The sequence below is a fragment of the Dyadobacter sp. LHD-138 genome (assembly GCF_030929615.1).
GTDB lineage: Bacteria > Bacteroidota > Bacteroidia > Cytophagales > Spirosomataceae > Dyadobacter.
Genome location: NZ_JAVFVU010000004.1, coordinates 79588 through 99362 on the forward strand (window position 1 = coordinate 79588; position 19775 = coordinate 99362).

A 19775-nucleotide genomic window follows, 5' to 3' on the forward strand; every position below is an offset into this window, starting at 1 on the left:
GTATGATCATTCTGATTGTTTTTCTGGCTATTGTTTTCATTGTTTTAAGTTCAACGATTTTAAAAATGCACCCGTTAACCGGCCTCTTGCTGGCGGCTTTGGGTGTTGGCATATTTGCCGGGTTACCGATTGATAAACTGGCGGAAACAATCGGGAAAGGTTTTGGAGAGTTAATGTCCAAAATCGGGTTGATGGTTATTTTGGGCTGTGTTATCGGGGCAATTCTGGATCAGTCGGGTGCGGCAATAAAAGTGGCGGATGTGATCCTGAAATTGTTTGGAGAAAAACGGCCGGCTTTTGCGATGTCGGTCATTGGTGCAATCGTGGGAATTCCCGTTTTCTGTGATTCTGGTTATATCATTTTACATAAACTAAACCAGGTTGTGGCTGAAAGGACCAATAAACCCCTGGCTGTGGTGGCGCTTTCACTTTCTGGTGGACTTTTTGCTACGCATACGTTAGTGCCGCCCACACCAGGACCGCTTTCGGCAGCGGGCAATTTGGGCATAGCAGATTCTGTCGGGCTGGTCATTCTGATCGGTTTGATTGTTTCAATTCCAAGTTTATTTCTATCGACCTGGTTTGCCGCGAGATATGCCAAAGATGTCCCGATTATAGAAGACCCAACAGCGAAAGTTCATGCCTTTCATGAGCGGATACTGCCACCGGCCTGGAAAGCTTTTATGCCCATTCTGCTTCCGATCCTGTTGATAACGCTGGCATCCTTCGCAAGGATATTACATTTTCCGGATAACCTGATCCGGTGGACAAGCTTTTTTGGCAGTCCGCTGGTTTCATTTTTACTGGCGATCTTTTTCAGTTATTCACTTTTCCCGGAAAAGTCGGCGGAGAAAATGATATCCTGTTTTAAAAGCGGTATTGAACACTGCGGTACGACACTGGTTTTGGTGGGTGCCGGTGGTGCTTTTGGTGCTATTTTAAAGGAAACCTCTCTAAAAGAAATGGTGAGTGAATGGCTGACGAGAAATGAAATGTCTGGCGTGTTTTTACTGATCATCACGTTTCTGATCGCTGCTTTTTTCAAAACGGCGCAGGGATCCACAACCTCATCCATGGTGCTGACAACCAGTATCATTGCGCCATTACTGGCTACGCTGGGTTTTGTGACACCGATCCAGATTACTTTATTGGTGATGGCTGCGGGAAGTGGTGCGATGGTTGTTTCCCATACAAATGACGCTTGGTTTTGGGTGGTTTCTCAATTCACGGGTATTTCGGCAAAAGATACTTACCGGACGCATACCATCCTGACAGGGTTACAGGGGATTGTCAGTTTTTTAACGACGGTTATTTTGTATTTTATATTGGTTTAAAAAAGGATTGTCGTGTATGATTTATTTCGGTGCTATGCACCTAATGTTTCTTTGGTAGGGTTATTGTTCTACAAATATTTTGGTGCGCTGCACCATGGGCCGTTGAAGTGGTACCGACTTAAAGGTGCGTAGCAAAGAAATATTTGTAGAAAGAAAAAGCAAAAATAGCCCCCCAAAGGTGCGGGGTACCGGAATATTTGTAGAAAGAAGAAGTAAAATCGATCCCCTAAGGTGCGGGGCACCGGAATATTTGTAGAAAGAAGAAGCAAAATCGATCCCCTCAGGTGCGGGGTACCGGAATATTTGTAGAAAGAAGAAGCAAAAATAGCCCCCCTCAGGTGCGGGGTACCGGAATATTTGTAGAAAGAAGAAGTAAAATCGATCTCCTCAGGTGCGGGGCACCGGAATATTTGTAGAAAGAAGAAGCAAAATCGATCTCCTCAGGTGCGGGGCATCGGAATATTTGTAGAAAGAAAAAGCGATCTCCTCAGGTGCGGGGTACCGGAATATTTGTAGAAAGAAGAAGCAAAAATAGCCCCCCAAAGGTGCGGGATACCGGAATATTTGTAGAAAGAAGAAGTAAAATCGATCTCCTCAGGTGCGGGGCACCCGAATATTTGTAGAAAGAAGAAGCAAAATCGATCCCCTAAGGTGTGGGGCACCGGAATATTTGTAGAAAGAAGAAGTAAAATCGATCCCCTCAGGTGTGGGGCACCGAAATATTTGTAGAAAGAAAAAGTAAAATCGATCTCCTCAGGTGCGGGGTACCGGAATATTTGTAGAAAGAAGAAGTAAAATCGATCCCCTAAGGTGCGGGGCACCGGAATATTTGTAGAAAGAAGAAGCAAAATCGATCCCCTAAGGTGCAGCGCACCGAAATAACTTCCCTCGGAAAAATAACCCATAACAAAAATGGCGACCCGTTAGAGCCGCCATGTTCGTTACAACGATTGAAAGAATTAAACGCCCAGTTCAGCCAATACTTCTGAAACTTTGGCAGCTGCTTCTTTAAATTCGATAGCAGAAGAAACTTTCAAGCCTGATTCATTAATGATACGGGCTCCTTCTTCAGCGTTGGTTCCTTGTAAACGAACGATAATTGGAACAGGGATTTCGCCGATCGCTTTGTAAGCTTCAACGACACCTGATGCAACACGGTCGCAACGTACGATACCACCAAAGATATTGATAAGGATTGCCTTAACGTTTGGATCTTTCAGGATGATACGGAAACCTGCTTCTACGGTACGTGCGTTCGCTCCACCTCCAACATCAAGGAAGTTGGCCGGCTCGCCGCCTGAAAGCTTGATAAGGTCCATTGTTGCCATGGCTAGTCCTGCACCGTTTACCATACAACCGACGTTTCCGTCCAGTTTCACATAGTTCAGGTTATTAGCGCCTGCTTCTACTTCCAAAGGATCTTCTTCGTTGGTATCGCGCATTTCTGCAAGATCCGGGTGACGGTACAAAGCGTTGTCATCCAAATCAACTTTTGCATCCACGGCAAGAATTTTATTATCAGATGTTTTTAAAACCGGGTTGATTTCAAACATCGCTGAATCACTCTCAATGTAGGCTTTGTAAAGAGCAGTGATAAATTTAACCATTTCTTTGAAAGCGTCGCCTTCCAAGCCCAGTGCAAAAGCAACTTTACGAGCCTGGAATGGTTGTAAACCAACACGTGGATCAATCCACTCTTTCATGATTTTTTCAGGAGTGTGCTCAGCAACCTCCTCGATATCCATACCACCTTCTGTACTTGCCATGATGACATTACAGTTTCTGCCTCTGTCAAGAAGGATAGAAAGGTAGTATTCTTTTGGCTCCGTAGGACCTGGATAGTAAACGTCCTCAGCAATAAGAACCTTGTTTACACGCTTTCCCTCAGGGCCAGTCTGGTGCGTAACAAGTACTTTTCCCAGAATGTTATTCGATATTGTACGTACATCCTCAACAGATTTGGCCAGGGCGACACCACGTTGTTCGCTGCCTACAATTCTGCCTTTACCACGCCCACCCGCGTGAATTTGTGATTTAACCACATACCATTTGGTACCTGTTTGCTGGCTAATCTCACGGGCGACTTCCACCGCCTTGTCAGGGGTGTCGGCAACGAGTCCTTCCTGAATACGTACACCGTATTTTTTCAGGACACTTTTGCCTTGATATTCGTGAATATTCATGAGTATAAAAGTAAATTGGTATTTTCACGGCAAATTAAGGAATTAATCAAAACGGGGGTAACTTTTTACCTAATTATCTTTTCATAATATGAATTTACTTCAGGCCAGAGGAATAAAGCGTACGTATGGCGCCTTACAAGTTTTGAAAGGAATAGATATTGAGGTGAATAGCGGAGAGGTCGTGGCGATCGTTGGCGCGTCAGGTGCCGGTAAAAGTACACTGCTGCATATTCTGGGTACGCTCGACCGCCCCGACGAGGGAGAAGTATTTATTGGTAATACGAAAATATCTTCTTTGGGTGATAAAGAGCTGGCAAAATTCAGGAATGAGGAGATCGGTTTTATCTTTCAGTTTCACAATCTGCTTGCGGAATTTACAGCGTTGGAAAATGCCTGTATGCCAGGATATATTAACGCAGGCCTTAGCGAAAAGGAAATCAAAAGGAGAGGAGAGGAGTTATTGGGTTTGTTAGGCCTGTCGGACAGAATGGATCATTTGCCCTCCCAGCTTTCCGGTGGAGAGCAGCAGCGGGTGGCTGTCGCCAGAGCGTTATTAAACAAGCCCACGATTGTTTTGGCCGATGAGCCCAGTGGTAACCTGGATTCCCAGAATGCACTGGACCTGCATCAGTTATTTTTCAAGCTACGGGATGAGCTCGGTCATACTTTCATTATTGTGACACACAATGAAGATCTGGCGGAAATGGCTGACAGACGCATTGTGATGCAAGACGGGAAAATATTGAAATAACAAAACAGAAAATAAACAAATTGTTAATATTTTTCGTTTTACATGTGACTTCACTTTGATGATCACGTCATAAGAGCGAAGTTTTTCATAACGTTGAGTAAAGTGAATAACCGTCCGGAGATTTCGGACGGTCATTTTTTTATATGGCCGTATGAAAAAGAAAAAATAAAGGAAATATTTTTTTGAAGACCTGTGACTTCTCCCGGAAAGGCCAGTCTAAATATCGATTTCCTAAGGGTTGGAGATTTTCATAACGTTGAGTAAAGCAAATAGCCGTCCGGAATTTTCCGAACGGCTATTTTTTTGCCTAATCTATATGATTTGGGGATGATTACATCATGCCGCCCATTCCACCGCCGTGTCCGCCACCCATTGGTGCAGCGTTTTCTTCTGGTTCGTCAGCAATTACACATTCTGTTGTTAACAACAAGCCTGCGATAGATGCCGCATTTTCCAAAGCAAGACGTGAAACTTTCTTAGGATCGATGATACCAGCTTCTAAAAGATCTGTGTAAACGTTGTCTTTCGCATTGTAACCGTAAGCACCTGTTCCTTCTTTCACTTTCGCAACCACAACAGATGGTTCCTGACCTGAGTTAGAAACGATTGTTCTTAATGGTGCTTCAAGAGCAACACGGATGATGTTGATACCTGTGTTTTCGTCTTCGTTGTTACCAACCAAGCCTTCAAGAGCAGCAGTTGCACGGATGTAAGCAACACCACCACCTGCTACGATACCTTCTTCAACCGCAGCACGGGTTGCGTGCAATGCATCGTCAACACGGTCTTTTTTCTCTTTCATTTCAACTTCTGTCACTGCACCAATGTACAAGATGGCAACACCACCTGACAATTTAGCAAGACGTTCCTGAAGTTTTTCACGATCGTAATCAGATGTTGTGTTTTCGATCTGTGCTTTGATTTGGTTAACACGTCCCTGGATATCTTCTGAATTTCCAGCACCGTTCACCAATGTTGTGTTGTCTTTGTCGATAATTGCTTTTTCGCAAGTACCAAGGTAATCCAAGGTAACGTTTTCCAATTTGAAACCACGTTCTTCAGAAATTACAGTACCACCCGTGATGATCGCGATGTCTTCAAGCATAGCTTTACGACGGTCACCAAAACCAGGTGCTTTAACAGCGGCAACTTTCAAGGCGCCACGGATTTTGTTTACTACCAAAGTAGCCAACGCTTCTCCGTCAACATCTTCTGCCAGGATAAGCAAAGGACGACCTGTTTGAGCAACTGCTTCCAATACAGGAAGAAGTTCTTTCATAGAAGAAACTTTCTTCTCAGAGATCAGGATGAATGGACGCTCAAGGTCAGCTTCCATTTTCTCTGTATTGGTTACGAAATATGGAGAAAGGTATCCACGGTCGAACTGCATACCTTCAACAGTTTTAACTTCTGTTTCAGTACCACGCGCTTCTTCCACAGTGATAACGCCTTCTTTTCCTACTTTTTCCATCGCTTCAGCAATCATGTTACCGATTTCTTCGTCATGGTTTGCTGAAATCGTAGCAACCTGAGCGATTTCTTTTGAAGTAGAGATATCTTTTTTCTGAGCTTCAAGGTTTTTAACAACAGCAGAAACCGCTTTTTCGATACCGCGTTTCAAATCCATTGGGTTAGCACCCGCCGCTACGTTTTTAACACCGATTGAGTAGATAGCCTGAGCCAATACTGTTGCAGTGGTAGTACCATCACCCGCGGAATCAGCAGTTTTAGAAGCTACTTCTTTAACCAATTGCGCACCCATGTTTTCGATAGGGTCTTTCAAGTCGATTTCTTTCGCAACCGTTACACCATCTTTTGTAATGCTAGGTGAACCGAATTTTTTGTCGATAACAACGTTACGACCACGAGGTCCCAATGTAACCTTAACGGCGTCAGCCAAAGTGTCAACACCCTTTTTTATTTTATCGCGGGCTTCAATGTCAAAAAATATTTTCTTAGCCATTCTAATTTTTGATTTTAATTTTTTAAGATTTTATTACTGAAGGTGTCAGAAGACTAACCAATGATGGCATAGATATCTGATTCACGCATGATAAGGCAATCTTTGCCATCGTATGCCAACTCAGTACCTGAATATTTTCCGTATAATACGGTGTCTCCTACTTTAACGGTCATAGGCTCATCTTTTTTGCCAGGGCCAACTGCCACTACTGTACCACGTTGTGGTTTTTCTTTTGCAGTATCAGGGATAATGATACCAAATGCTGTTTTTTCTTCGGCTGGGGCTGGTTCTACAAGAACACGGTCAGCCAGAGGTTGTACGTTCACTTGTATTTCTGCTAAAGTTGACATAGATATTAAGCGTTTATTTTTAAGTTGTCAGTAATTGATATGACCTGCCACTATAAAGCACAATCTATGCCAGCACCTATGTGCTGACATTTTTTCAGGAGGTGCATGACAATTTTGTATGTAAACGAGCTAGAATATGAATTTTGCATTAATTTGTATGTCAGGTAAGGACAAGTGTTTGAAATGTCGCCGGAATTGAGTAAATTTTATCAGGATCAAACCGCTGGACACAATGACGAAACTTCATGATGATTGGTTGACAGAAGGTATTTTTGATTTTGAGTACAAAAAATATGTGCTGTTGGACTATCTTCAGCACATTAACGGCGAGTTTACCTCCAACCGCCTTTATCCTTCTTTACAGGATTTGAAATTACACCTGGAAACATGCACGCTTTTGCAGTCCAACAAGAATGCAATCAGGAATTCTTTTCCAAAAACATTAAAAGGACTGGATATGTCTGCTGCAAAACTGGTCTATGAAGATACGTTGTATGACGACGTATATCTTTCCGAGTTGAATGATATTCTTGATTTTGCGATTCCACGATTTTCCCAAACCATGAATGAGGGCGTTGACCGGTTTTCGGAGGTTGGGGAAAACATTAAAATTTCGCCCGTTGGTATTGTTCCGCTGAGAACTGAAGAAGGTTATCTTTTTTTTCTGAATAGTTATGAAAGAATGGTAACAATTTTCCGCTATCAGCTGGCGCTGTACAATGAAATGCGGGAAAGATATTTGAAAACAGTGTTGATTGATTCGGTGCGTACTTCCATAGGTACGACAATCGAGCAGATAAAAATTGACCTGACAAGGAAATTTCAGGCCTGGCCTAATCCAGCCACCTATGTGGTTGAATCAAAATACGATTATCCTTTGGAGGAAACTTTGCTGCCGGTCGTGCAAAGGCTTATGGTGAAGCAGATGAACGTGGCTTAAATGGCTTTCGGTAGTCGGCAATCAGCGGTCGGCCTGGATTTGGAAATATTCTAATCCATTAAATCAGAGCTGTCGCATAAAAAATATAGCTGATAAAAACAGATTAATCTGTCTTTATCAGCTATACATAAAACTTTACGTTTTTATTATTTCGTCGTATCCGCAGGAGCTGCCGGTGCTGTTTCTGCCGGAGCCGTTGCGCCTGGTGCTGGAGCTGCTGGCAATTTAGCGCCAGGGATTACTGTGTTTTGTGCTTTTTCAATGTTCACACTGTTAATCGTACCAGCGTCAGCAGAACCTCCGCTCGCAATAACATACGAAGCCAATGAGATAAGGATAATACCAGCTGCCAATCCCCAGGTGATTTGTTCTAATAAATCAGTGGTTTTTTTTACACCAAACATTTGCGCAGTACCCGCTCCGCTAAATTCACTGGAAAGACCTCCTCCTTTTGAATTTTGTACCAATACTACCAGAATCAACAATACTGCGATGATCGCAACCAGAATAATCAAACCCAAATACATGCCTTGTATATAATATAGAATGAATGAATACGCAATTAATAAGTCAGTGAAAGCTAGGATCGGTTATGGATCAATTCACTTAATTTTTTCGCAAAGTAATCCTTTTTTTCTGGTTTTTTCAAAATCAATTTTTGATATATGTCAATTGCCTTGTCAGTTTTGCCCTGACGAATCAAAATTTTGGCAAATGCTTCTGTTTCAATTCCTCCTCCAAAAGATTCCGAAGAATTATTTTGAGCCACCCGTCCGGTCAGGTCCAGCGCAGGCAGCTCGCTAGTATTGTCCTGTCTGATCGGCCCCATTCTTGGGTTGTTTTTGATAAAACCCTGAATGATCTGCTGCTGTTTTTTCTGCAATTCAGATATCTGGGAAGCTGTCGGTGCTTTTACTTCGATGGACTGAATTGTTTCGAGAATATCTTCAGTCGCAGGGGCTGGTTCTGCTATCAGTACATCCGTTTCCTGCTCAGCAACACGGTCATACGTTTTATATTTTCCTTCAACCAGTTGCTGCAACGCAATGCGGCTCAGGGCGTAAGCAGCAGCACGCGGTGTACTATCGTTTAACTGATCTTCACTAAGCTGTGCAGCTTTGGCCAACAGCGAATGAGAGATCTGACAATAGGGAAATGCCTTGATGGTCGCTTCAAGCCTGGGGATAACCGCTAAATCAAGGTCATTCGGATATTTTACCAAACGACTAAACGTTTCTTTATCAACGATTGCCATTAAATCGCTCAGTTTTAATTTTTGGAATAATAATTTAGTTGAAAACAAATGAACCGTTCTTACCAGTCTGCCGCAGATTTATTAAAGATCTGTTGCACTAAATTCTCCTGTATGGTTGGCAACAATCTTGATTCATTTTGATTAAGCGTTTGATCCTGGGGGAAATCCGCAAAATAGGTAAATGACTGGTCAAAGTTTTTGGTTTCATCTTTTGCATTCGTAAACCGAACCTGAATGGTGACATTCAGTCGGTTAAGTCCTGCCTGGTCATTGGCCGTTGGCGCCGCCGCCAATACATCATATCCGGTGATCGTCCCTTCCAGGAGTAAATCCCCGCCGTTTTGCTGCAAGGTTAAGCTGGTATTTTTCTGAAAATATTCTTTCAGTTGTTCCGTCAGCTTTTGCGGCAGATCAGACGGCCCGCCCGCCGTTCCCATGTTAAAATTGACAATGGTAAATGTCTTTATGTCAGGTGATAAACTCGTTCCTGTGAAAGAATAAATACCACAGCTGGAAAGCAGGAAGGAAGCATTAAGCATGACGCATAACATCACGATCCAACGCCTGGAAACGGATAAGGACTCTGATCTTCGCAAAATATTTTTTATCTGAAAATTCATTTTAGCTATTTCGATTTTCATAACACGCCTCTACTCCTCAATATCATACTGCTTGATCTTCCGGTATAACGTACGCTCGGAAATTCCCAGTGCGCTGGCGGCATATTTTCGTTTATTATTATTTTTTCGAAGCGCCTTGATGATCATTTCTTTTTCCTTGTCTTCCAGAGAAAGAGATTCTTCTTCGGCTGTTACGTGCTGTACATCTTCAATTTCCCCTCTTTCGTCAGAATAGCGATCCAGGTCTACTGTGCGCTGTGGCGGTGGGGTAAGCAGCCGCGTTGGCTCGGTGGTTGGCGTTGCTGTAATCGGATCCACATTATTCAGTGAACTGAACAGATCCTGGTGGTCTTTTAAAATATCACCGCCATATTTCTCATTTTCCAGTACATTCCGGACAAGCTTTTTAAGCTCGGTCATGTCCCGGCGCATGTCAAACAATACCTTGTAAAGGAGCTCCCTCTCCGAAAAAGAAGTCGCTGAGTCGTCTCCCTGTCTCAACGGAACCAGCGCCTTGCGGCTCGTCGGCTGGATGGGGTTAAGGTAATGATTTAACGTGGCTGAATTTATCGGCAGTTCTTTGTCCGTTTCAAGAATCGTGATCTGCTCGGCGATATTTTTCAGCTGGCGGATGTTGCCGGGGAAGTCATAACGCATCAGCAATTCACGTGCATCAGCATCCAGTCTTACGGCTTTTGTACGGTATCTTTCGGAAAAATCATTGGTAAATTTCCTGAAAAGCAGCAAAACATCCTCTCCGCGCTCGCGCAAAGGCGGTACGTAAATCGGAACGGTATTCAGACGATAGTATAAATCCTCTCTGAACCGGGCATTGTTTACGGCATCCAAAAGATTAACATTGGTTGCGGCAACAATACGTACATTTGTTTTTAAAACCTTGGAGGAGCCCACACGGATATATTCTCCGTTTTCAAGCACACGAAGTAACCGCGCCTGTGTTCCCAAAGGCATTTCACCTACTTCATCAAGAAATATAGTACCTCCGTTCGTTGTTTCAAAATATCCTTTTCTTGAATCCAAAGCACCCGTAAAAGCACCTTTTTCATGGCCAAATAATTCGGAATCAATCGTTCCCTCCGGAATAGCACCACAGTTGATGGCTATGAAAGGGCCGTGTTTTCTGGAACTGATGCTATGAATGATTTTGGAAAAAGATTCTTTTCCACTTCCGCTTTCTCCTGTTATTAAAACCGTCAGATCGGTAGCCGCCACCTGCACCGCCACATTGATTGCATGGTTGAGCGCCGGAGATGTTCCAATGATCCCGAACCGGTTTTTTATTGCTTGTATCTCTGTTGGATTCATTAAATAGCGATTGGTTGTCTGCTTTTAGCGACAAGCCTTTGTTTGTTAATGCACCGGACTATCTTACACTGGTCAGTATTGTGTCACTTCTTCTTCAATCACAGCTTTTCCGCGCAACGTTGCGGAAGTCGTTTCTGTGATCAGAACGTCAACATAATCCCCTTTTTTGAAGTTTTCTCTTGGGAAAATAACCACTTTATTCTGGTCGCTTCTTCCCGAGAAATCTGCTTCTGAACGTTTGGAAGTGCCTTCAACCAAAACCTTTTGGATGGTTCCGATAAGCGTCTTATTGCGTTCGCTTGAAATTCGCTGCTGTACTTCAATGATCTCTGCCAGGCGTCGCTGTTTTACATCGGCAGGAATGTCATCCTTGAACTTCTTCGCAGCCGGTGTTCCCGGACGCTCGGAATAGGAGAACATGTAGCCAAAATCAAAACGGACATATTCCAGAAGCGACAATGAATCCTGATGTTCTTCTTCTGTTTCTGTACAAAAGCCGGCAATCATATCGTGTGAAATGCCGCATGCATCGCCGAGAATTCTTCTGATGGCGTCAATTCTTTCCAGATACCATTCACGGGTATAAGTACGGTTCATGATTTCCAGCACACGACTGTTACCACTTTGCGCAGGTAAGTGAATGTATTTGCAAATGTTATCGTACTTTTTAATCGTGTAAAGTACTTCGTCAGTAATGTCTTTCGGGTGCGATGTGCTGAAACGAACACGTAGTTCCGGACTGATCTGGGCGACTCTTTCCAGCAGTTTGGCGAAAGAAACAATATCAGCAGGATCGTTCGGATTCGCGTATTTATAGCTATCCACGTTTTGTCCGAGCAATGTCACTTCTTTATAGCCGTCGGCAAAAAGATCCTGCGCTTCTTTCAAAATCGATTCCGGGTCACGGCTGCGCTCGCGTCCTCTTGTATAAGGTACCACGCAAAAGCTGCACATATTATCGCAGCCACGCATGATGGAGATCAGGGCAGTGATTCCGTTGGAATTTAAGCGCACCGGTGATATATCGGCATAAGTTTCCTCTCTTGAAAGAAAAACATTTACGCCTTTCTGACCCGTTTCGGCTTCTTCAACCAAGCGCGGAAGATCGCGGTAGGCATCCGGGCCTGTCACGATATCAACCATTTTCTCTTCTTCAAGCAGTTTGGCTTTCAGTCGTTCTGCCATACAGCCCAGCACGCCGATCAGCATGCCCGGTCTTTTCTTTTTATAAACATTAAGCTGTTTGAGCCGTGTTCTTACGCGCTGTTCCGCATTGTCGCGTATCGCGCAGGTATTGAGGAACACCAGATCTGCATTTTCTGCATCAGACGTGGTCGCAAAACCAGCTTCACGCATCACAGAAGCCACAATTTCGCTGTCTGCGAAGTTCATCTGGCATCCGTAACTTTCAATGAATAAGCGTTTTTTATTGGATATTGGCTCATTTTCCGAAAACCGCACGATCTCACACGCCTCTTTATCCGTATCGGTTAATATTTTTAGGGTCTCCGCAATTCTGTTCTCCATTTGTCCGTGATATTGAACGGTTTGTATTTCTTTGTTCCCGTGTGAATATGATAATGCTTTCTAAGCACGTATTGTTCCAGGTACGAACTACAAAGGTACGAATAAAACGGTAAAAACTGACAAACTGGCAGATAAGTTGGCTGTTAAGATAAGTTAAATCAGGCTCAAAAAGTTAGAATGGGTAACCAACGCCGAGATTAATGTTCAGGAAGTTTTCCTGTCTGCGGTTGAAAAGTTTACTGAATTCAAGTTTGTCAAGAACAAATTTTCGGGTGTAGGGATCGTACACTTTTGTCCCGAAATCGAACCGCAAAATGAAAAACGATAAGTCATAACGGATACCAAAACCGGTTCCAACGGCGATTTCTTGTAGAAAAGAGTCCGGTTTGAATTTTTGAGCTTCCTGTCCCTTCGGCACTTTGCTCAGGGTCCATACATTTCCGACGTCAATAAAAAGGGCATAATTAATATCGCCGAAGAATTTAGCCAGATGCCCGCGCCATTCCAGGTTGCCTTCAATCAGTAATTCTCCCGGAGCTTCAATGGATAAGTTGGCATCAGTAACACGCGGCGCGGCGGAACCCGGTCCCAGACGGCGGGGAAGCCATGCTCTTAAACTATTTGAACCACCGGCAAAAAAGTATTTTTCATACGGGGGTACTTTATTTTTTCCATAACTATAAATTGCGCCGGTGTTGACACGAGCAATAAACGAAGAGCGGCGCCCAGTTGGCCAATAGCGACGGAAATCAATATTGCCCCGCAAATATTTGTAGAATTGTAAAGTATCTCCACTTTTTCCGAATATATCAGTAATCCACCTTTCCTGTGCGGGCAAAATATTTAGTGTGGTTCCTCCGGATTCCAGCGACGCACGGAAGTAATGAGCGCTTTTTTGAGGACCGATGATCGAGTTTGTATTGTGAACGAACGTGAGGTTGACGTCGGACACGAAAGATCTGTTAAAACTGTATTTCAGGTTATTTCCCTGACGAGAAAGTTCTTCAAGTAATTTTTGAAATTCAGGTTTTATTTTTGTGGTGTTCAGAATATTCAGATCAATAAAGGATAGCGTCCATAACGTTTTAACGGTGGGTTGCCAGGAATAGCTCATGGCTGCCTTAACGTTCGTACGTGTGTATTCCGGTCGTTCTACATAATTATAGCCTAGACCGATTTGTGTACGTGGATTGTATAAAGCTGATGTGTTTTGGAAGCGACGGAAAGGAATCAGCAGGCGAGGAAAAGTCAGGGAGGTATTCAATCCAATTTCCTGGCTTTTATAAATACCGTCATTTTCGACAAATCCAGGAACAAGTTCAATACCGGCCCGAAGGTTCGCCTCAAAATTTTCAAGTCCGTTAAAAACGTTTCTGATCTTGTAGGATAAATTAGCAAAAGGCCCAGGCGCTCCCTGAAGCTGAATTACGTTTAAGCCGACATCGGCTGATACCTGATATTTTTCAAGTGGAATTGCCTGGTAGTGAACCTTGATCTTATGGCCGGTGGAATCAAAATTGTAATTCACAAACCTGAACTGGTCCGTTAAAGAAAGCTGGCGCTGGGTATCCCGCTCATTTTTCTGGCTGTAAAGTTCGCCTGGCCGTATTCTTATTTTGGTGTCAAGGATCCGCGGAGCAAATTTCTTATCAGCGAATATATATTGAATCCCCTGAGAATACACGGTGTCTTTTTTGAAAAGTGAATCCGGTAAACCTGCGGGTGGTAAGACTTCGAAACGTACAGATTCAACATGGTATGGAACCGGATTTATTTCTCTGGTAGGCAAATTAACGCGCACATTGACATCAACACTTTTAAACAGGCTGTCTGTTTTGGGTTTTGTGATCGTGTCGTTGATAAGAAAGGAAACATTCTGACGTGAGAAACCGAAATATCCCTGGTCACGCAGCAAGGTTTCGATGCGTACCCGTTCTTCTTCAAATGAATCACCATCATACCGTTTCTTGCTGACCAGCGCGGCATCTTTTGTCGACGTTTTTAAAAGACTATCTATCAGCGGGCTTCTTACCTGATAAATGATATTGTTGAGTAAAGCAGGGCGATTTTCTGCGATCAGGTATTTTACACGGATACGTTTGAAAGTGGTATCGGTTTTAAAACCGACTGTGTTTTGAAAAAAACCGTTGTTGTAAAGATATTTTTGCATCTTTTCGGTATTTTTTTCAATATCGTTCTGATTGTAATAAACGGGCGCTTCGCCTAAAACCCGCATCCAGAAATTTCCTTCATCCACGCGTTTTTGGGCTCTGGCAAGCTTTTTGGCGTATCTTCTTTGAATCTTTTCTAATTGTCTGACATTATTTTCATGTAAACGCGATTCTTTCTGATAATTTTGCGTGACCTCAATAACCTTCCGTTGCTTTTCGTCCCTTTTGTAGAACAGCTGGCCAAACTGATACATGCCAACTTTCGGGAAAATGGGCAAGCTGAGAAAACGACTGTTGGGTCTTTGCGGAATCAATGCATCCAGGTCATCATCACTGATCACCTTGTTGCCTTTAAAAGTAGAATTGCCAAGGAAATAATTACCCGATTCGGTACTTGTTTTACGGGCGCAACTTGTCACTCCCAGAAAGAAAAGGAAGAAATATCCGAAATATGTAACCCGACACCTAATATTCAATGTTATCTAAAAATCGTATAAAATATATTAATTCTCTGAAAATCAAGAAGTACCGACAACTTCATGAGGCCTTTATTGTTGAAGGAGCGAAGAGTGTACTTGAATTACTGGATTCGGCTTTTGAAATCGAATTCGTATTATCTACCCCGGATTTTCAGCAAAAATACGCAAGTATTTTATCTGACCATAAAACTCTTGTCGAAACTGTGACGGCAAAAGAGCTGGAAGGTCTTGGATTATTTCAAACCAATGATTCCTGTCTTGCTGTGGCAAAGACGAAAGATAACGTTTTTTTAAGCGCAGACAGGCAGGAATACGCATTGATTTTGGATGATATCCGTGATCCGGGCAATCTCGGTACGATCATTCGTGTGGCTGACTGGTATGGAATAAAAAAAATAATTTGTTCTGCAGATACCACAGATGTTTACAATCCGAAGGTTATTGCAGCCAGTAAGGGTTCATTTACCAGGATAGATCTTTATTATACTGATCTTGCCGGCTTTTTGGAAGCGCACGCGGGTGGGAGAAATATCCTGGGCGCCTTTCTGGATGGCGGATCAATTTATGATCATCCGTTTTCGGCCGAAGGAGGTTATGTGGTCATGGGCAATGAGTCGAATGGAATTGGCGCCGCCGTGGAAGCCTTCGTGACACATCGCATTACAATTCCAAGAATTGGAGAGGCGGAGTCGCTGAATGTGGGCATTGCTACGGCGGTGATGCTGGATAATATGCGGCGGGTTATTGAGTGAGGGCTGATACAAAGAAATTTTTTCACCCGTCTGATGGCGGAAAAAGCCATCAGACGGGACGCCCGGTCCGACGGCTTTCCGCCGTCGGACCGGTAATAAAAACAATACCCTTGAATACGCTGTCGATCAAAGACAAATTACAAAACCTCCCCATCGTGTGCCGCATGATGCGATAATTGCTCCGCATAATCCTTGCCGAGATACTGGTCAATAAAATAATGGGCGATGTAAAGTACGGGCGTCAGCAGGATGGCGATACAGCCTTTGTATAAATAATTGATACAGCCCACCGAGAATATTTGTTTCAGGTCCCAGTTTCCGAAAACGTAAAAGGCAATAGTCAATACAACGAAGCTATCTACAAGTTGGGAAAACATGGTTGAGCCCGTCGCCCGGAGCCAAATGTATTTGCTACCTGTCCTGCGGCGCAGCCAGGCAAAAATCGAAACATCCAGGATTTGTCCCAAAAGAAATGCCACAATAGAACCGATCATGATGCCCAGACCCTGATTAAAAATCCTGAAAAAAGCTTCATTGATGTTAAACGGATTTCCGTTGGCATCCCGGCCGTTAATATCCAGCCAGAATTGTGCAGGCGGAAGCTGGGTGGAGAAATAAATGGTTATAAAGGTATAAACGATAAATCCGGCAGTCAGGTAAGAAATGCGTTTTACGCCTTTTGTTCCAAAATATTCGTTAATAATATCGGAGGTAATAAAAACAACAGGCCAGTTGACAACGCCGGCCGTCATATTAAAATCGAGCCTTTCGCCGCCAATCAGCAATTGGGCCGGGGGGAAACCCAGCAGTGTTTCAACGGAAAATATTTTCATCCCGATAATTTCAGCGATGAGTGCATTGGTCAGGAAGATGCCGCAAAGCAAAAGAAAAAGGCGTTGTCTTTTCTGCTCTGATACTGATGGTTGGATCATAGGTTTAGGAGCTATTAGCTTTTGCCTTGTTATAGGCTGGTTAATAGGGGATTTAAAGTTGCAAAATGGCGGGTAAAAAAATAGCTACTAGCCGTAAAAAAGCTAATAGCTAAATCCTAACTACTAAAAGCTGCAAATCAGGCAATAATGTCCTCGACGGTACGCGTGGATAAGACGCGTCTGGTTTCAAGGAAATATTCCAGTTTATCCATCGCCTGATTCAGTTCGTCAATGGTGGGCAGGAAAACGATCCTGAAATGGTCGTCGGTAATGTAGTTGAAACCAGTTCCGGCCACGACAAGTACTTTTTGTTCGCTCAATAAATCGTAAACGAACTTTTCATCACCGGGCAGACCAAATTTTTTAAGATCAATTTTCGGGAAAACATACAAAGAACCCTTTGGTTTCACGCAGGTAATACCGGGGATGGAAGTTAGTCTGTCATAAACCAGATTCATCTGTTTGTGTAATCTTCCGGTCGGCACAACGAGTTCTTTTATACTCTGATAACCGCCCAGGGCAGTTTGAATCGCATATTGGGTCGGTACGTTCGCACAAAGCCGCATACTGGCCAGCAGCAGGAGTCCTTCCACATAAGACTTGGCCCTTTGCTTGGCACCGCTTAATATCATCCAGCCGCCCCGGAAGCCTGCCGAACGGTAATTTTTAGAAAGTCCGCCATAAGAAACACAAAGGGTTTCTGACACGAGCGTTCCCATGGGATGGTGCACGGCTCCATCGTATAATATTTTGTCATAAATCTCATCCGCAAAAATAATGAGACCATGTTCTTCTGCCATTTTTGCAATACGTTTCAACACATCCTTTTCATACACCGCACCGGTTGGGTTATTCGGGTTGATCAGCACGATGCCTTTGGTACGGGAAGTGATCTTACTTTCCATATCTTCCAGGTCAGGGTTCCAGTCCGACTCTTCGTCACAAATGTAATGTACCGGTTTGCCACCACTCAAAGCGATTGCGGCCGTCCATAGCGGATAGTCAGGAGAAGGAACGAGGATTTCATCACCCGGATTCAGTAACGCCTGCATCGAAAGCAGGATCAGTTCACTAACGCCGTTTCCAATAAAAATATCACTGATTTCAACATCCTGAATCCCGATCGTTTGTGTGTAATGCATCACCGCTTTGCGCGCTGAAAACAATCCTCTTGAATCAGAATAACCTTGCGCATTCCGGATATTCATGATGATATCGTGCACAATTTCGTCGGGGGAATCGAAACCGAATGGGGCGGGATTCCCAATATTCAGATTATGAATTTTGAAGCCCTGGCTTTCCAGCTCTAGTGCTTTTTCATAAGTAGCCCCACGAATTTCATATTTGAGATTGTTGAGGCGCTGACTTTTTAAGAATTCCATGCGTTTAATAAGGTCATATTGTAATCCAAAGTTAAGAAAAATCATCTTTTATAATCAATTCTTCTTTTGTTTTGATTGATGATTATTATCTCCGCTGTTGACTGTACTTATAAAACGTCTGAATTTTTCTGGTATTTAAACAACGAAGGGAGTCTGACAGATGCAGACTCCCTTCGTTAAAAAAAACTATTAGTCAGGTTAATATCCCGGATTTTGTTGTTTTCTCAATGTTTCATTCGATGAAATTTCAGAGAGAGGAATTGGCCATAAGAACCGGAAATCGGCGTATGGGATTGCGGCAACTGAACCGGCAATTACCGGACGCGCTACAATATCATAACTCGTTGTTTTAACCTGAGTCACTTCAACCTTTGCAGGTATGCCGACAGAAACTTTATAAGTTGGATCCTGAGACAGACGGTGAATGTCAGGCCATCTGCGTCCTTCGCCTGCCAGTTCAATACGGCGCTCCTGAAGAATTGCCAGTGTCAGGTCTGCTGGTGTAGTTGTGAATTGCGCGGCCGTTGGTACCGACCTGTTACGGACAGCATTTAAAAGAGCTAACGCTTTTGTTGCATTTCCTTCTCTTGAAGATGCTTCAGCAACGTTTAATAACACCTCAGCATAACGCAAAACAGGTGCCCAGTCACCAAAAACTCCATATTCACGGAATTTGTAGTTGAAACCATAGGGATAACTGCCCGTTGCCTGTTTTACCTGAAGTCTGGTTCTTCTAAGATCACCATCCACCCAGAAAGTCGCATTGTATAGGTTAGGACTTGTTGCCACAAGATCTCGTCCCGCAAGCGAAGTTGGACCGAAAACACTTGCCAGAGCCCCGTTTACACCGCCATTTGACTGTGCGCTGTTAGCAATTGAGAAGACAGATTCTTTATTTGCCTTGTAGTTAACAAATGGAGTTTCCGGTGCAGTTTCAAGTGTATAAGCGCCGATCGGGCTTGAAAAGGTTGTACCTGTTCCGTCTGTCCCTAATTTAGCACCTTCCGCAATGACGCCTTTCCAGTCTTGCTGGTGCAGCTTGATTCTCGTTTTCAAAGCAATGGCCGCTCCTTTTGTCGCACGGGAAATCGCATTGGTCGTACGTGTGGCAGGAAGGCTTTGTTCTGCGAAATCGAGGTCTGCGAGAACTTTTGTGTAAGCTTCTGCCACAGTTCCTCTTTCCTGGGCCAGTCCTTCCTGTACTGCTGCGGTCGAAATAATTGGTTTTTCTCTGTAAGGAACACCTGGCTGAGAACCGTTTCCATCGGCGAAAGGACGGGAGAAATGGATCAGCAATTCATGGTGCGCAAGTGCACGCAAAAATCTGCCTTCCCCTTCGTATTGTGCCGCAAGCTCCGCACTGATAATATTGTTTGCACCGGCAGTTTTCACACCATCGATCAGGATATTCGCCTGATTGATCAAAGCGTAAAGCTGCTCCCAGTGATTCTTATTATTGGCCGTTGTAGTGCTGTAAAGCGAACGGTATGTGAAATCGTAAAACGCCTGAATGTTCAGCATATCTTCTCCGCGCATTTCTCCTTGAACAATTGCTGCAGCACCAAAAGGATATCCACGACCCGCAGCTCCGTCATATTGTCCTACCGCGGCAGCCCAGTAAACCCCGTTTGCAGCAAGTTCAATTGTTGCAGGTGTTGTAAAAGCAGCCGTTTCTGATAATGCAGACAGTGGTTCAAGTTTGGTGAAGTCACTGCATGCGGGAAGAATTGCCATCATGCCCAACATGGCTATGGCAGATCTCCGGGTTATTTTATATTGTAATTTATTGTTGTTTCTCATTGCTGTATTG

At 43.7% G+C, this 19775-nt stretch carries 16 protein-coding genes; 4 read left to right on the plus strand and 12 right to left on the minus strand.

Features of this window, described 5'->3' with window-relative positions; translation table 11 throughout:
- The first annotated feature begins 2 nt into the window (after nucleotides 1-2).
- Nucleotides 3-1334 carry a GntP family permease gene (locus RB622_RS03135; RefSeq protein WP_308045049.1) on the plus strand — a complete coding sequence of 444 codons (1332 nt, stop codon included), beginning with the start codon at nucleotides 3-5 and terminating at the stop codon, nucleotides 1332-1334.
- A 959-nt stretch (nucleotides 1335-2293) separates the two neighbouring features.
- Here the strand turns inward: RB622_RS03135 and sucC are convergent.
- Nucleotides 2294-3517 carry an ADP-forming succinate--CoA ligase subunit beta gene (sucC, locus tag RB622_RS03140; protein WP_254411659.1) on the minus strand — a complete coding sequence of 408 codons (1224 nt, stop codon included), beginning with the start codon at nucleotides 3515-3517 and terminating at the stop codon, nucleotides 2294-2296.
- An 88-nt stretch (nucleotides 3518-3605) separates the two neighbouring features.
- Here sucC and RB622_RS03145 point away from each other — a divergent pair, with 88 nt between their 5' ends.
- Nucleotides 3606-4268 carry an ABC transporter ATP-binding protein gene (locus RB622_RS03145; RefSeq protein ID WP_308045050.1) on the plus strand — a complete coding sequence of 221 codons (663 nt, stop codon included), beginning with the start codon at nucleotides 3606-3608 and terminating at the stop codon, nucleotides 4266-4268.
- 331 nt (nucleotides 4269-4599) lie between these two features.
- Here RB622_RS03145 and groL read toward each other — a convergent pair whose 3' ends face one another.
- Nucleotides 4600-6231, minus strand: a complete 1632-nt coding sequence (gene groL, locus RB622_RS03150) for a chaperonin GroEL (RefSeq protein WP_308045051.1) — start codon at nucleotides 6229-6231, stop codon at nucleotides 4600-4602.
- Between the two features lie 53 nt (nucleotides 6232-6284).
- Nucleotides 6285-6581, minus strand: coding sequence for a co-chaperone GroES (gene groES / locus RB622_RS03155; RefSeq protein ID WP_308045052.1), 297 nt, complete (start codon nucleotides 6579-6581; stop codon nucleotides 6285-6287).
- 232 nt (nucleotides 6582-6813) lie between these two features.
- Between groES and RB622_RS03160 the strand changes: the two genes are divergently transcribed.
- Nucleotides 6814-7521 carry a hypothetical protein gene (locus tag RB622_RS03160; RefSeq protein ID WP_308045053.1) on the plus strand — a complete coding sequence of 236 codons (708 nt, stop codon included), beginning with the start codon at nucleotides 6814-6816 and terminating at the stop codon, nucleotides 7519-7521.
- A gap of 146 nt (nucleotides 7522-7667) precedes the next feature.
- Here the strand turns inward: RB622_RS03160 and secG are convergent, their stop codons facing one another.
- From secG to RB622_RS03190, 6 genes are all read right to left on the minus strand, one after another.
- The gene (secG, locus tag RB622_RS03165) at nucleotides 7668-8048 is read right to left on the minus strand and encodes a preprotein translocase subunit SecG (RefSeq protein WP_308045054.1); all 381 of its coding nucleotides are present in this window, start codon (nucleotides 8046-8048) and stop codon (nucleotides 7668-7670) included.
- A gap of 53 nt (nucleotides 8049-8101) precedes the next feature.
- Nucleotides 8102-8776, minus strand: a complete 675-nt coding sequence (locus tag RB622_RS03170) for a hypothetical protein (protein WP_308045055.1) — start codon at nucleotides 8774-8776, stop codon at nucleotides 8102-8104.
- Between the two features lie 59 nt (nucleotides 8777-8835).
- The gene (locus tag RB622_RS03175) at nucleotides 8836-9396 is read right to left on the minus strand and encodes an LptE family protein (RefSeq protein WP_308045056.1); all 561 of its coding nucleotides are present in this window, start codon (nucleotides 9394-9396) and stop codon (nucleotides 8836-8838) included.
- A gap of 30 nt (nucleotides 9397-9426) precedes the next feature.
- A complete protein-coding gene (locus RB622_RS03180) occupies nucleotides 9427-10722 on the minus strand; it encodes a sigma-54 dependent transcriptional regulator (protein WP_308045057.1) in 1296 nt (431 codons plus the stop codon).
- A 72-nt stretch (nucleotides 10723-10794) separates the two neighbouring features.
- The gene (gene miaB / locus RB622_RS03185; RefSeq protein WP_308045058.1) at nucleotides 10795-12249 is read right to left on the minus strand and encodes a tRNA (N6-isopentenyl adenosine(37)-C2)-methylthiotransferase MiaB; all 1455 of its coding nucleotides are present in this window, start codon (nucleotides 12247-12249) and stop codon (nucleotides 10795-10797) included.
- Between the two features lie 172 nt (nucleotides 12250-12421).
- A complete protein-coding gene (locus tag RB622_RS03190; RefSeq protein WP_308045059.1) occupies nucleotides 12422-14839 on the minus strand; it encodes a BamA/TamA family outer membrane protein in 2418 nt (805 codons plus the stop codon).
- Nucleotides 14840-14895: 56 nt separating this feature from the next.
- On the opposite strand from RB622_RS03190, the gene RB622_RS03195 reads away from it, so the two are divergent.
- Nucleotides 14896-15651 (plus strand): RNA methyltransferase, encoded by a 756-nt coding sequence (locus tag RB622_RS03195; RefSeq protein ID WP_308045060.1) that lies wholly within the window; start codon nucleotides 14896-14898, stop codon nucleotides 15649-15651.
- Nucleotides 15652-15788: 137 nt separating this feature from the next.
- Here RB622_RS03195 and RB622_RS03200 read toward each other — a convergent pair whose 3' ends face one another.
- The 3 genes from RB622_RS03200 to RB622_RS03210 all read right to left on the minus strand — a co-directional run bounded on the left by RB622_RS03200 (nucleotide 15789) and on the right by RB622_RS03210 (nucleotide 19765).
- Complete coding sequence (locus tag RB622_RS03200; RefSeq protein ID WP_308045061.1) at nucleotides 15789-16583, minus strand: queuosine precursor transporter; 795 nt, start codon at nucleotides 16581-16583, stop codon at nucleotides 15789-15791.
- Nucleotides 16584-16720: 137 nt separating this feature from the next.
- Nucleotides 16721-17965: a pyridoxal phosphate-dependent aminotransferase gene (locus RB622_RS03205; protein WP_308045062.1), complete on the minus strand. Its 1245-nt coding sequence runs from the start codon at nucleotides 17963-17965 to the stop codon at nucleotides 16721-16723.
- A 198-nt stretch (nucleotides 17966-18163) separates the two neighbouring features.
- The gene (locus RB622_RS03210; RefSeq protein ID WP_308045063.1) at nucleotides 18164-19765 is read right to left on the minus strand and encodes a RagB/SusD family nutrient uptake outer membrane protein; all 1602 of its coding nucleotides are present in this window, start codon (nucleotides 19763-19765) and stop codon (nucleotides 18164-18166) included.
- Between the last annotated feature and the right edge of the window lie 10 nt (nucleotides 19766-19775).